Raw genomic sequence first — 12,021 nt, 5'->3', positions numbered from 1 at the left:
TGAAAAGGCCGCGGGGATTTTGTGTGTCACCTGTTCAGGAGCGGCGATCGGTTTTCAACATATTAATAGCAGCGCCCAGTAAAATACGACGCTGAACGCCCGTTGCGCAGGCCAGTTGTTCATCGAGATAACCAATCAGCGCATCGGCACTCAGAGGCTCCCCTCTGTGACGCATCTGAATCACGCCATCACCGATAATACGCGCCACTTCATCCCAAAGCGGTTGGATCTCACTCTGCGAGAATTTCATAACAGCTCCCGTTTGCGTGATTTACGTACAATCTACCATTTGAGTTGCGTGTGGCAAGTGCGCGGGATGAGATCGGGAAGGGAGGTTAAAACGGTGCCCTTCCGACACGCGGGCCGGAAGGGCATGAGTACAACGTATTACTGCAACGCGTTAGTGCTTAATGACGTACAAGTCTTTGGTGTAGATATAGTTGAGCGGGCTGTCGTTGAAACCGCCGACGTAAGGTTTAACCAGACGGGTGCTCACGTAGTGATACAACGGGATCACCGGCGACTGTTCCGTCAGAACCTGTTCTGCCTGCTGATAGGCTTTCCCGACATCCGCTTTATCCGTCGCTTTTAGTGCATCATTCAGCGCCTGATCATAAGCGGCATTGGCAAATTTAGGCGTATTTTCGCTGTTGCCGGTACGTAGTGTATTGAGGAACGTTGACGGCTCGTTGTAATCCGCAACCCAGGCGTAACGGACGACTTCATAGGTACCCTGATGCATGGTATCAAGCATGGTTTTCCATTCCTGATTCTGCAAAACAGCATCCACGCCGAGATTCTTTTTCCACATAGATGCTGCCGCAATAGCGATACGCTGATGCGCTTCTGACGTGTTGTACAACAGATTGAATTTCAGCGGGTGGTCCGGGCCAAAACCGGCTTCTTTCAGCAATTTTTTGGCTTCTTCATTTCGCTGGTCTTGTGTCAGGCTGGCCTCTTCAGGCTTGGCAAACGTAAAACCACCGGTGTTATCAGGCGAGAGATGCCAGGCCGGTGTTTGTCCCTGTCCCAGTACTTTGTCGGCAATAATTGATTTATCGATGGCAAGATTCAGCGCTTTTCGCACCCGTATGTCGTTAAATGGCGGCTTCTGCGTGTTCATTGCGTAGTAATAAACCGCGAGATAAGGGCTGACATGAACCTGAGAACCGAGCTCTTTTTTCAGCGAGGCGAACAGCGGGGCTGGAATAGTGCTGGTGATATCAATTTCACCGGCTTTGTAGCGGTTAACATCCGCCGTGCCGGAAGCAATTGGCAGGTAAGTGACTTTGTTGATGACGGTATGCGCGTTATCCCAGTACTTATCATTGCGGACAGCAGTGATGCGCTCGTTCACCGTCCAGGTATCCAGCTTAAAAGGACCGCTGCTGGCGAGATTGCCGGGCTGAGTCCATTTATCACCGAATTTTTCGACATCGGCCTGACTGATTGGAGAAAGAGAAGGGTGCGCCAGCATGCCGAGGAAGTAAGAAAGCGGCTGGTCTAGTGTAATTTCCAGCGTGTTTTTATCCAGTGCTTTGATGCCTAACTGGTCAGCCGTTTTTTTGCCCGCGATGATTTCGTTGGCGTTGAGGACGTGCATGCTGCCCAGATAACTTTCGTAAGGTGATGCGGTTTTAGGGTCGATCAAACGACGCCAGCTGAAAACGACATCCTGTGCGGTAATGGGAGAACCGTCAGACCAGACAATGCCGGGGCGTAAATGGAAAACCCAGGTTTTCTGATCTTTCGTTTCCCAGCTTGCAGCCAGCGAGGGTTGTGCATCACCCTTGTTATCAATGGTAATAAGACCTGCAAACAGATCGCTCAGAATATTGAATTCAACATCGCTTTCCACTTTATGCGGATCGAGAGAGGCGGGTTCGCTCCCGTTATTGCGCACGATTTCTTGTTTTGCTGCCAGTTCAACACCCGCGGGAACGGTCGCGGCGTAACTGGAAAATGGTGCCAGAAAGGCACTGGAAAGAAGGACTGCGAGGGGAAGTTTCTTAAAGCAGCCATAAGTTTTACGTATCGTCATTGCCATTTCCTGCCCTGTCAATATGGTTAAATATCAATGAGTAACAGGCTATTCATACCGATCTTCTGACACTTTAGCAATCTTTATGAAACATTTTCTCATCGGGTTGTGAAAGCGGACACAGACGCTTAATAACCGGCATTCTCATGAGCAGGGATCCAGTAACCATCAATAAAATCTTTGAGGGGATAACAATCAGCCTGACGTAAACCTTGCTGGTGCATGGCGGCAGTGCATTGTGCCTTTGTGTTAAAGGCATCCACGACTAAATCTTCGCATCCTCCGCCGAGATAACAGAGTGTCAAAACGAGTGCAAACATCGGGCTCCTCCTTTGTTGTTATCTGATTAAGCATAGAAGGAATGTCCTGGTAACGACATACGGCGGGGTTTGTTTGCTGATTCTTTGCCCAGTTCTGGCGATGTAAAAAGCCCGAAAAGAGAGGATAGAGAATTTCATCTGAGTGCGTGATATTCTCGCGACCATAATTTTTATGAATGGTTTTTGTGGAAGGAGTATCTGATGTCCGATTCTTTAAACAGAGAACAGGAAATTGAATCTGATCTGGTGGCGTGCCAGCTGGTAATCAAACAGATTCTTGACGTGATTGAAATTATCGCGCCAGCTGAAGTTCGCGAGAAGATGTCTCACCAGCTGAAAAGCATTGATTTCAGCAAACATCCTGCCGGAGCCGATCCGGTCACCAAGCGTGCTATTGAAAAGGCTATTTCGCTCATCGAGCTGAAATTCACCCGACACGACAGCTGATGATTTTGTTATGCCCGCCGTCCTGGCGGGCATAACAAGCCAAAATCTTTCTCTATTTATTATCAACCACTTCGCCAACCTGCTTGAAAATCGGGCAATTAGCCACGCCAATCACGCCGCTGTCAGAATGGATATACTGTGAGCTGACAATCCCGCGAGCGGTAAGGTACTGACACTTCAGGCCAAGGCCCGCTGCATTTTCACTGCTGCCGACGGTCACGCCGTAGCCGGAAAAAAGAAAAATGGCGTAAATAACGGCCAATACAATAACGGTTTTAATCACGCTCATCTAGAAACTCCCCCTGTATATCCTGACGTTTCAGGATATTGATAAGTCTAGTAGAAGTTATTTCCGAACGAATGTCATCCCAGCAAATTCTGAATCGCGGCATTCGGGCTGAATGCAAAAAAAATTGGCCCCTTAATAGGGGCCAATTGATGACAGAACTCTGTCTCAGACAAAGAGCAGGCAGAAATTACCAGCGGTATTTCATGCCCAGGTTTGCTGCCCACGGCTGGTCAACATCGCTGCCGCCCAGGTAGTTAGCACCCGCGTAAACGGTGAAGTTTTTGCTCATGTCGAACTGACCGCCTAAGCCAATGCGAACGGCTGAACCGTCGATGCCGTTATCGATACGGTCACCGTTGATATCTGCATCATTGTTCGCATCTTCATAAACATATGCCAGTGTTGCGTAAGGGCTGATGGCCTGATCGGCACCCAGATCGAAGGTGTAACCGATATTAGTACCCAGCTCGTAACGCATGCTGTCATAAGCCTGATCGCTGACGCGCATGTTGTTGCTCATGCTGTAATCGTCATCACCAATGAATACGCCAGTGATACTCGCGTAAGGCGTCAGGTAAGCCTGCGGTGCGAATTTCCAGTCGTAACCGGCTTTCAGACCGAAGCCCCATGCGTCGGTGGAGTTATCACCAGACACTTGCTGACCGTTGCTCATGGTGCTGTCAGTAGAGTTATTAAAGTGGCTGTAGCTCAGAGATGAATCAATGAATACGCCATTTTTGAAGTCCAGGCTTGAGTAAACGCGTGCTGACTGGCTGTCAGTATCTGCGCTTGCATTGTCCATAGACAGGCTGGATTTCGCGAAACTGGCTGCCATACCGACCAGCCATTGACGATCGCCACCGCCTTCAGTGACTTTATCCAAGCCCACCATGATGCCGTTAACGTCCTGATCGTAATCAACAACGCCGTTGTCGCCGTTTTGCTGACCGCCAAAGTAGTTAACCCATACGCCGCCTTTGTCATCACCCTGGGTGTGACGAGAGCTGTCCATACGGTTGCTCAGTGTATCCTGCTCCATATGCCAGGTTGCAGCATTAGAAGAAGGCAAGCTCAGCGCTGCGTTAGCGGTAGAAGTGATGCCTTGTTTAGCCAGAACCACGGTATCGCCAACTTGTTCTGCCTGATACTTGTAAGCACCCAGATCAGCGGTGTTTGCGTGAGTAAAGGCTGCGTTGCCACCGTAAGTACGGATCAGCTCTTTATTCTGGTAATCCGAAACACGGCCTTCACCGGTCGCGTTATCGATACGAACCTGATAGTTACCGTTAGTCACGCCGTTAACCGCCAGGTGACCATCGGAATTCATACCGATAGTCCCGCGGTCATAAACGTAATCCGCAGCAGTTTTGTCGCGGGCGTTGTTCATGTCGGAGTTCAGAACGTACTCACGGCTACCCACGTTGAAGGTACCATCATCGGTCAGCACCATGTTGTGCGTATCAACCTGACCTGCGCCTAAGTTCAGCTGAGAACCATTACCTACGGTAATGGTGTTAGCGTACAGAGAAGCAGTTTCTTCGGTCAGGGAAGCTACGCTGCCTGAACTCAGGTTCAGGGCGTCAGTGTAAACATCACCATGTGCAGCGATTTTGAGGCTTGATACATTGGTCAGAGAGATATTGTCGGCCAGCAGAGCTGAGTCAACGACATTGACCTGTGACTCATTATTTACCGTCAGGTTGTCGATATTAGAAGACTTAGTGGTATCCCATTCTGAACCATTGTTCAGTGCGACATTGAACAGCCCGCTCTGATAGACCTGATCACCACTCAGATAACCTGTTGTTGTATTGAATACTGAACCAGGCCAGATGCTGTTAGTGCTACGGTCATACAAAACTGCGTCTGCCTGAACGTTAGAGACCGCTGCGCCTACCCATTTACTGCCATTATCCAGGGTCAGGTTAAGTTCGTCGGTATCATCCCAGCCGTTGGTATCAAGTACGCCATCGCCGTTGTTGTCGTGACCGCCAACATAGTAATTATGATCAAAGCTGCTTTCGAAATAGACGTCGCCGGAGATTGTTGAATTATTGAAAACAGCTGTTGTTTTCATTGAATTATCAGCGGCAGAATTTGCAATTACGGAAAGTGCGATATCGTCAGCTGCGGTGCCCGAAGCACTAATATTACCGTAGTCACTTGGCTTATCTGACTGGCCGTAGAAACCGGTGGTTTCTAATTCAGTGTATGAGCCTGAGGTCAGTACAGAATCATTAACTGTCAGGGTATTATCAAAAGTATTACCGTTGTTAACATCAGTATCTACCCACTGATAGCCTTGTGACAGCGCAATACCGGCAACGTGAGAGTTGTTCTGGATAAGAATATTACTTTCCTGATCCAACGTAACCGCAACGCCCATAGCGTAGGTGCTAAGGTTGTCATGGTCGCGGACTTTATTTGCATCAGTTACGTCATAATCAAAATGTTCGTAAGTGTCATTGATAGTAGAATTATCAATATTCAGCTGCAAAGGAGACTGGTCATAATCATTACGTGCATCGCCACAGTCAGTCGTCAAGCACTCGGAAGTGATCATTCCGTTCACGGTAGTGTTCGTAATGTTCAGCGTATTATTAGTGCCGTTGTTAAAACCCAGATAGTAGGTAGAAAGAACGCCGTTCACGACAGAATTATTGATAGAAGAGTAGATGTCTCCGCCGGTGTAACTGTTGTTTGCCCCGTCATTGTCTACATAACCACGGTATCCGATGTGATTCGCCAGTGCGGAGTCATGATAGAAAGTATCGTATACGGTGCCGGAGATGTCTGCTGACATCGCCGCGGGTGCTGTTACTGCAACAGCGCAGGCCAGCGCTATTTTAGAAACGAAGAACTTTTTATTCCATGCATGCATTTATTAATCCCTCAACAAAAAATAGTCAGCATGAATCAACTGAAATAATTCCAGTTACTATGCTTTGATTTATATTACAGAAGAGACAGAAGAACTGTTCGACGGCGGGATGATATTTTAATGCATGGTATTATTCAACAGAGAAGTTCAGGGTGAAATAAAATAAAAGTGAATTTACTTCTCTGTTTTAATTTCTGTTTTTAATTTATTGGGAATTTTTTAAATAAAGTTGTTTCTTTATTGTTTCTGAATAAAATCCTTTTAATTGCAATCGCAAACTCATTTCTGGACACTTATTAGAGGTCCTTTCGCAGCAGTGCTCCGCATGAGCATGAGGAAAACGCCACAGGGGAGGGGGTTCCACCGTGATGAGTAAGTTTATTTCTGTAAAACGTAATGAGTACCCAGATTAATACCGGGTTTTTTTTGAGGAGTTTGTTTTTCTAACTGGCGCAATGTGTTTGTTAAAAGGGTTAATTTATTGGAAACTGTTTTGTAGAGTAATGCTGGGAAGTGATATGCAGGAAGCGCTTATTTATTTGATGCAGATCAACCGATGCAATATGGTATTAATTGATAGGGATTATGCATTGCCGTGTATGATTTCTGTAAGTGATAATTGCGTACAATTCTGAGTGTAAAAGGCGAGACTTCGTTATATCGCTGTTTAAGATTTACATCGTACTATGGGTTTCTGTTCTGCTATGTTTGGACTATACCTTTGAGCCCTGACCGACGCTTTTTAAACCAAAAGAGACCTGCCATCAAATTGAAAAAGCCTGTTTTCAGCGTCAGGAGGATCGTGATGTTTGTCCTTTTCCTGCTCATCTGTATCGGTCTCTATCTGCTTGCTCTCAATAGCTATTGCGATCAGGGCGGTAACTTTGACCTTGGCGTCTGTTCGATCACTTCCTTTATTCCTTTCTGAATGATGCGTGTTGGCGGTTTGATGTACGTTAGGAGCCGCCAGGCGGTAAGAAAACCCTGTTTTTTTGTGAATGACTTCCCAGCCCTTCCGGGGATGGTAAGATGATTGCTCTGAATATTCAGTGGTAGGGTAGTCAATGTTTGATTTCGCAATGGGCCAAAACAGCCTGGCTTCATTGGTGCTGTGTGCACTCTCAGCGCTGTTATTTCTTCTTGTGTGGTTTTTCGTCAGCCGGGCCAGCGTCAGAGCAAATGAGCAAATCGCTTTATTGCACGAGATCGCTGAGCAACAACGTCAGCAAACCGAGTTGCTCAAGGTTCTGGCTGCTCAGGCAAGAGGCAATGTGCCCTCCGTTGAGGCAGAGGATGATTCTGCTCTCAGTCTGCGCGGATTTATTCCTGAACGATGATTCCGTTTTGTTAACCCGCCATTTGGCGGGTTTTTCATTTATGCTTTTCATTCACAAAAGTGTCTTAATCTTCCGGTAGTCTCCACGCATGTGTCCTGCAGGATGGAAGAACAGATGATCAAATGGTCTGAAGAAAACGACAGTGAATTAAACCACAACATTGCCTTATTGACCGGAGAGGAGCCTGAGAAGTGGTATCCCTATGGCGGCATGAAAGGCAAAGATTATTGCAACAACCCCTCCGATGCGTGGCCGATTATTTGCGCCAACAAAATCAGCATAAATTTCAAAGAATTGCAGAGTGATCCTCTCTGGCTGGCTGAGATTAGCAGCCCGAACGGTCAGTGGCAGGCGCAGAGCAAGCGGCCTCTTCGTGCAGCGATGGTATGTTTCCTGCTTAGTAAGACTTGCGCATAAGTAAAAGCGCGGAGATACTCAGATTGCGACAAGGTTTTGCAGAGAAGTGATTCGAATAAGCATCGCATAAAGCGATGCGTATCAAGTGATTAATGTTTCCTCATTTTGACAGTTGTGTCTAAGACGGAGTCCATTATGAAGCGCATCATTAAAGGTGATAAAAATCTTTCCCATCTTGTAGTTGCTCATGCAGCTATCGACAGCCATGAAAAAGCCTACGGCAAACGTCGTCAGGGCTGGCCTTCTACCTACCTCATTAAATACAAAGATGCGCGTGTTGCGGTCGAAGTCGTGACCCGCAGACAATCCTATGTGGCCACTCTCATGATCGGTGCCAGGAATCTGACCAAACTTTGTGGTATGCCTGCCTGATAAGCAGAGCGACGAGTCTCAACTTAAAACCGTGCCGGAGTTACCGACACGGTTTTTCTTTATACCGTTTTCGCAGACAGGCGTACCTGACGCAAACTGCCGTGCGGGATGGGGCGTTTGATCAACCTGATCATCAGGGAAATGAGATCCACCATCAGCAATAATGTGCCCGTGATTGCCAGCACCAGGAGCCCGGCAAACGCCAGAATAATCAGTTTCAGCGCTGGTGGTAGCGTGAGACGGCGGAAGCGAGCGCGCAGCCACAGGCGTCCATACTGTGTCTGGATCTGCATAATGTGAGTCAGTCGTGCAGTAAACGACGTGCGTTTTTTTGTTGTGTTCATTGTCATAAAGCGTCTCCTTTCAGAACATCTGCAGTACAACACAGAGTTATTAAGATTTTCTTAATGCTGCTGAACGTTCATTTGCCACATTATTTTTCACTTTCTGTCTGTGGTGTACCCCGCAAGTATGCTAATTATTCAATATTGCAGACCTTAGCGTTTATCTGAAACCGCCATCTCACAGGAGCCTTATGCCTGGTAAAAATCCGTATTACGATCCTTCAAAAGTCCATCATACGCCTGAGGGTTTCACCAATGCCGAGCCGCAAAACCGGCAGGAGGGCGACCTTAAACGCTGGAGAAAAGAACGCAAAGAGCAGGGGCTCCCATTTCCTCCGGAAAAAGGGTATGAACATTTTGTCAGCCAGTGGTGGCAGGTTGCTGATTTCAGCGGAACGGATGACCGGTTATGGTTTTTAGGTCATGCCTGCCTGCTGCTTCGTGTGAACGGGCGTTATATCCTGACCGATCCGGCGCTTTCAGACCGCGCTTCGCCACTGAGTTTCTTCGGCCCGAGAAGGAGAACGCCCGTTGCTGCATCTGTCGATAAATTGCCTGAAATCGACGTTGTTCTGTTTTCGCATAATCACTACGATCATCTGGACCGCGCGACTGTCCGCCGTCTGCTGCGGCGCTTCCCTGACGTGCAATTTATGGTGCCGCTGGGAATGAAATCCTGGCTGACGCGGCGCGGTGCTAAGCATGTTGAGGAACTGGACTGGTGGGAAGACCGTCCGTTTGGTGAGCTTACAATTTCTGCTGTACCGGCGCGTCACTGGAGTATGCGTACGTTGTGGGATCGCAACCGGTCACTGTGGTGCGGCTGGGTGGTGAGTCACCCTTCGTTAAAGTTCTATTTTTCGGGGGACAGCGGTTACAGCAATCAGTTTGAAGAAATCGGAGAACGACTTGGGCCGTTTGATCTCGCGGCGATCCCGGTGGGCGCTTATGCACCAAGATGGTTCATGAGCGCGCAGCACATGGACCCTCAGCAGGCTGTCGACGTGTTTAAGGATTTGCGCTGTCACAAAGCGGTGCCCATTCATTGGGGTGTTTTCGAATTAGCCGATGAATCGCTCGATGAGCCTCTGCGGGAATTATCTCAGGCTGTAAGTCAAAGCGACTGGCCTGAAATGGAATTCAAACCATTAAAAATAGGTGCAAGCATATCTAAAGGTTGAATTTCATTTTCAGTGTGCAAACAGAGGTGAAAAGAAAATGGGCTTGCCATCAAATGAGAAGTATTATCAATTAAATTGTTTGTTTCTTCATAAGACCTACAAAGTAAAGGGGTTATGAAGATGTTAATTACGGTCCCGATTCAGATTAATGCTTTAGTTGCTGTGGCATGTCTTCTCAGAATAATGGTGCGCCTGAGCATTCCAAACGTGCTTTTTTTAGCGTTAACCGCAATTTTTACTGGTTATACAGTGGATTATACGTCGCCACGTCGGGAGGGGGCGTGCAACAGATGACAAGTCGCCGCATTTATTTTTTCTGACGAGGGATTGAAGCAGGTTATGTGACGCATATTTGTGATTGATAAATCTAAGATGGGATTTCGATCACGGTATTTAATATTTATTTTTTATAACGATATTTAATATTTGAATAAGTCTGCGCCGGATGTTTATTAACTGTTATGCCGATTTAACCAAGTCGCAAACTTTAATTCATTATAATGTCAAAAAGGGGAATGCTGAAAGCAGCGTATATCTCGACTTCTGGATGAAATTGAATTTTCTCTGGTGACCGCGCGTCGTTGTATTATCCCGCGCGGTTAAAGGCGCACAGTTTAGGTGCATTTATTCCTTTTTTCGCCCTTGCTTTGCACCATTTTATCCATCTATGGCGTAATTGATTATTGCATAACCAGTCATAATGTCCGGATATGTGCAACCAGTGTGCCCGTTCTGTCGGACAAGTGTGCAACCCGCCCGCCAGACAGGCTATCAACCGAGTGTTGCCTGCTGGCAGGTACCAAACTGCCACACAGAATGTCTGCTTCCGGAAACAGTTCAGGCTGTACGCCGTAATAAAAATTCAAATAAAGATGAGTTTTACGCTTACGGTTCTGCATTAAATGATCAATAATCGAAACAGGTCGTTATTGTTTTGTTTGATATGCAGGTAAAACTGCAAAGCAGAAAAAAGCATGTCTATCAACATATTTCAGCATAACTGAACACGAAGTGCCTTTAACCGGCTCAAATATGTGCGACATGTCCATCACTGATTAAAAATGGCTTGCCATCGAATTCAGAGTATGTGATAACGCATCTGGGTAAAACGAGGTACAGTTCTGTATATGTGTGGCATTTTCAGTATAGAAGTTCTGAGTAAAGACGTTCACGTTGAATACCGCTTCTCTGCCGATTTTAATCTTAGTGCCTCAAGCAGTAACGACTCTAGTTTGTCTATGTAACGCCCTCGGGCGGTTAAAACAATCCAAAGGAAATACTCAAGATGGCAAAGATCAAAGGTCAAGTTAAGTGGTTCAACGAGTCTAAAGGTTTCGGTTTCATCACTCCTGCTGACGGCAGCAAAGACGTGTTCGTACACTTCTCTGCAATCCAAGGTAACGGCTTCAAAACTCTGGCTGAAGGCCAGAACGTAGAGTTCGAAATCCAGGACGGCCAGAAAGGCCCGTCAGCAGTTAACGTAACTGCAATCTAAGCAGCGCTTAGCTGTAAAAAAACCCGCCATGCGCGGGTTTTTTTGTGCCTGTTGATCCGGCGTTTCTCTGGATTAGAGGATCATAATGCCGGATTGCTGATTCCGGCCACTGATGCCAGGATGTGTCGGGTCTTTTGCCCGCTGGTGGCTGTTACGACGAAAACTGGTGTACTTGAATCCGTTTCCGGCAGGTGTTTCGGTACAAATTGTGCAACTGCCCGCGAGGTCAACGCCCGCAAAGCCCAGGGAATGTAGCTTGGCACTGGCGATTGCCGCCAGATCGAGATGCCGGTGGCGGGGTGAAATCAGTGAAGGAAGCAAATCGACGCGTTTCAGGAAATCGTCAACTAACTCCTGACTGACTTCATAACAGCAGTTTCCTGCCGCCGGACCAATCGTCGCAAACCAGTCTGCCGTATCGCCGTTCTCATTAATCCGCGCAGCCATTTTTTCAAGAATCCCGTCGATGAGCCCGCGCCACCCGGCATGTATCGCTGCAACTTTCTTACCATCCTTGCGGCAAAAAATAACCGGCAGGCAGTCAGCCGTGAAAACTGCCAGCAAAATTCCCGGCGTTGACGTGATAAAACCATCCGCCTCACCGCAGTCTTGTCCGGGCTGCATGACATCTACAATACGTGTGCCGTGAACTTGTTTCTTTTCAGGACGTGTCGCTTCATAAGCTTGCAGGTGCGCGGGCAGCAAATTTTCTTTGTCGCCGAATCCATGCAAAATACCGGGGATAGAACTGAGTAAAGCTGAGTTGTCACTCATCTCGTTTCTCGGTTAGAAAAATGTTATCGGTTCAGTGTAGCCGCCTTTGAAGCGAATTTTCCAGCAGTTGCAACAACAGTACGCCTTCTTTAGACTTAGCCCAGTTGCGAATTTTCGCCCTTT

At 47.4% G+C, this 12,021-nt stretch carries 15 protein-coding genes; 8 read left to right on the top strand and 7 right to left on the bottom strand.

Going from position 1 to position 12,021, the window contains the following annotated elements:
- Positions 1-34: 34 nt before the first annotated feature.
- The 3 genes from BV494_RS09555 to BV494_RS09545 form a co-directional block, all read right to left on the bottom strand.
- Positions 35-250, bottom strand: coding sequence for a hypothetical protein (locus BV494_RS09555; RefSeq protein ID WP_104922664.1), 216 nt, complete (start codon positions 248-250; stop codon positions 35-37).
- A gap of 150 nt (positions 251-400) precedes the next feature.
- Entirely contained in the window at positions 401-2,041 is a 1,641-nt protein-coding gene (locus BV494_RS09550) for an ABC transporter substrate-binding protein (protein WP_104922663.1), read from the bottom strand.
- Between the two features lie 128 nt (positions 2,042-2,169).
- Complete coding sequence (locus BV494_RS09545) at positions 2,170-2,361, bottom strand: YdfD/YebW family protein (protein WP_104922662.1); 192 nt, start codon at positions 2,359-2,361, stop codon at positions 2,170-2,172.
- 201 nt (positions 2,362-2,562) lie between these two features.
- Between BV494_RS09545 and BV494_RS09540 the strand changes: the two genes are divergently transcribed.
- A complete protein-coding gene (locus BV494_RS09540) occupies positions 2,563-2,808 on the top strand; it encodes a DUF2766 family protein (protein ID WP_104922661.1) in 246 nt (81 codons plus the stop codon).
- 52 nt (positions 2,809-2,860) lie between these two features.
- Here BV494_RS09540 and BV494_RS09535 read toward each other — a convergent pair whose 3' ends face one another.
- Together BV494_RS09535 and BV494_RS09530 are read right to left on the bottom strand one after the other, a co-directional pair.
- Positions 2,861-3,097, bottom strand: coding sequence for a YobH family protein (locus tag BV494_RS09535; protein WP_104922660.1), 237 nt, complete (start codon positions 3,095-3,097; stop codon positions 2,861-2,863).
- Between the two features lie 187 nt (positions 3,098-3,284).
- Complete coding sequence (locus BV494_RS09530) at positions 3,285-5,978, bottom strand: autotransporter YaiT-related protein (RefSeq protein WP_104922659.1); 2,694 nt, start codon at positions 5,976-5,978, stop codon at positions 3,285-3,287.
- 805 nt (positions 5,979-6,783) lie between these two features.
- Here BV494_RS09530 and mgrB point away from each other — a divergent pair.
- From mgrB to BV494_RS09510, 4 genes are all read left to right on the top strand, one after another.
- Complete coding sequence (mgrB, locus tag BV494_RS09525; protein ID WP_165059656.1) at positions 6,784-6,906, top strand: PhoP/PhoQ regulatory lipoprotein MgrB; 123 nt, start codon at positions 6,784-6,786, stop codon at positions 6,904-6,906.
- Between the two features lie 136 nt (positions 6,907-7,042).
- A complete protein-coding gene (locus tag BV494_RS09520; RefSeq protein ID WP_104922657.1) occupies positions 7,043-7,315 on the top strand; it encodes a YebO family protein in 273 nt (90 codons plus the stop codon).
- A 114-nt stretch (positions 7,316-7,429) separates the two neighbouring features.
- A complete protein-coding gene (locus tag BV494_RS09515) occupies positions 7,430-7,732 on the top strand; it encodes a phage protein NinX family protein (protein WP_104922656.1) in 303 nt (100 codons plus the stop codon).
- Positions 7,733-7,867: 135 nt separating this feature from the next.
- Positions 7,868-8,104, top strand: a complete 237-nt coding sequence (locus tag BV494_RS09510; protein ID WP_104922655.1) for a DUF4060 family protein — start codon at positions 7,868-7,870, stop codon at positions 8,102-8,104.
- Positions 8,105-8,163: 59 nt separating this feature from the next.
- On the opposite strand, the gene BV494_RS09505 is transcribed toward BV494_RS09510, so the two are convergent.
- On the bottom strand, positions 8,164-8,454 hold the full coding sequence (locus tag BV494_RS09505) for a hypothetical protein (protein ID WP_104922654.1): 291 nt from the start codon (positions 8,452-8,454) through the stop codon (positions 8,164-8,166).
- A gap of 185 nt (positions 8,455-8,639) precedes the next feature.
- Between BV494_RS09505 and BV494_RS09500 the strand changes: the two genes are divergently transcribed.
- The 3 genes from BV494_RS09500 (at position 8,640) to cspE (ending at position 11,124) form a co-directional block, all read left to right on the top strand.
- Entirely contained in the window at positions 8,640-9,629 is a 990-nt protein-coding gene (locus tag BV494_RS09500; RefSeq protein ID WP_104922653.1) for an MBL fold metallo-hydrolase, read from the top strand.
- A 1,127-nt stretch (positions 9,630-10,756) separates the two neighbouring features.
- Positions 10,757-10,873 (top strand): DUF2627 domain-containing protein, encoded by a 117-nt coding sequence (locus BV494_RS09495; protein ID WP_072010221.1) that lies wholly within the window; start codon positions 10,757-10,759, stop codon positions 10,871-10,873.
- A gap of 41 nt (positions 10,874-10,914) precedes the next feature.
- Positions 10,915-11,124 carry a transcription antiterminator/RNA stability regulator CspE gene (gene cspE, locus BV494_RS09490; RefSeq protein WP_002221949.1) on the top strand — a complete coding sequence of 70 codons (210 nt, stop codon included), beginning with the start codon at positions 10,915-10,917 and terminating at the stop codon, positions 11,122-11,124.
- A 72-nt stretch (positions 11,125-11,196) separates the two neighbouring features.
- Here cspE and pgeF read toward each other — a convergent pair whose 3' ends face one another.
- Entirely contained in the window at positions 11,197-11,898 is a 702-nt protein-coding gene (pgeF, locus tag BV494_RS09485; protein WP_104922652.1) for a peptidoglycan editing factor PgeF, read from the bottom strand.
- Between the last annotated feature and the right edge of the window lie 123 nt (positions 11,899-12,021).

The sequence above is a fragment of the Rahnella sikkimica genome, assembly GCF_002951615.1.
Taxonomy (GTDB): Bacteria; Pseudomonadota; Gammaproteobacteria; order Enterobacterales; family Enterobacteriaceae; genus Rahnella; species Rahnella sikkimica.
This window is presented reverse-complemented; position numbering and strand designations above follow the sequence as displayed.

Excerpts from the sequence above, each read along its gene's own strand:
- BV494_RS09535 (WP_104922660.1), bottom strand. The coding sequence starts at position 3,097 with ATGAGCGTGATTAAAACCGTTATTGTATTGGCCGTTATTTACGCCATT.
- BV494_RS09505 (WP_104922654.1), bottom strand. The coding sequence starts at position 8,454 with ATGACAATGAACACAACAAAAAAACGCACGTCGTTTACTGCACGACTG.
- BV494_RS09540 (WP_104922661.1), top strand. The coding sequence starts at position 2,563 with ATGTCCGATTCTTTAAACAGAGAACAGGAAATTGAATCTGATCTGGTG.
- BV494_RS09555 (WP_104922664.1), bottom strand. The coding sequence starts at position 250 with ATGAAATTCTCGCAGAGTGAGATCCAACCGCTTTGGGATGAAGTGGCG.
- BV494_RS09545 (WP_104922662.1), bottom strand. The coding sequence starts at position 2,361 with ATGTTTGCACTCGTTTTGACACTCTGTTATCTCGGCGGAGGATGCGAA.
- cspE (WP_002221949.1), top strand. The coding sequence starts at position 10,915 with ATGGCAAAGATCAAAGGTCAAGTTAAGTGGTTCAACGAGTCTAAAGGT.
- BV494_RS09500 (WP_104922653.1), top strand. The coding sequence starts at position 8,640 with ATGCCTGGTAAAAATCCGTATTACGATCCTTCAAAAGTCCATCATACG.
- BV494_RS09495 (WP_072010221.1), top strand. The coding sequence starts at position 10,757 with ATGTGTGGCATTTTCAGTATAGAAGTTCTGAGTAAAGACGTTCACGTT.
- BV494_RS09520 (WP_104922657.1), top strand. The coding sequence starts at position 7,043 with ATGTTTGATTTCGCAATGGGCCAAAACAGCCTGGCTTCATTGGTGCTG.
- BV494_RS09550 (WP_104922663.1), bottom strand. The coding sequence starts at position 2,041 with ATGACGATACGTAAAACTTATGGCTGCTTTAAGAAACTTCCCCTCGCA.
- BV494_RS09515 (WP_104922656.1), top strand. The coding sequence starts at position 7,430 with ATGATCAAATGGTCTGAAGAAAACGACAGTGAATTAAACCACAACATT.
- mgrB (WP_165059656.1), top strand. The coding sequence starts at position 6,784 with ATGTTTGTCCTTTTCCTGCTCATCTGTATCGGTCTCTATCTGCTTGCT.
- BV494_RS09530 (WP_104922659.1), bottom strand. The coding sequence starts at position 5,978 with ATGCATGCATGGAATAAAAAGTTCTTCGTTTCTAAAATAGCGCTGGCC.
- BV494_RS09510 (WP_104922655.1), top strand. The coding sequence starts at position 7,868 with ATGAAGCGCATCATTAAAGGTGATAAAAATCTTTCCCATCTTGTAGTT.
- pgeF (WP_104922652.1), bottom strand. The coding sequence starts at position 11,898 with ATGAGTGACAACTCAGCTTTACTCAGTTCTATCCCCGGTATTTTGCAT.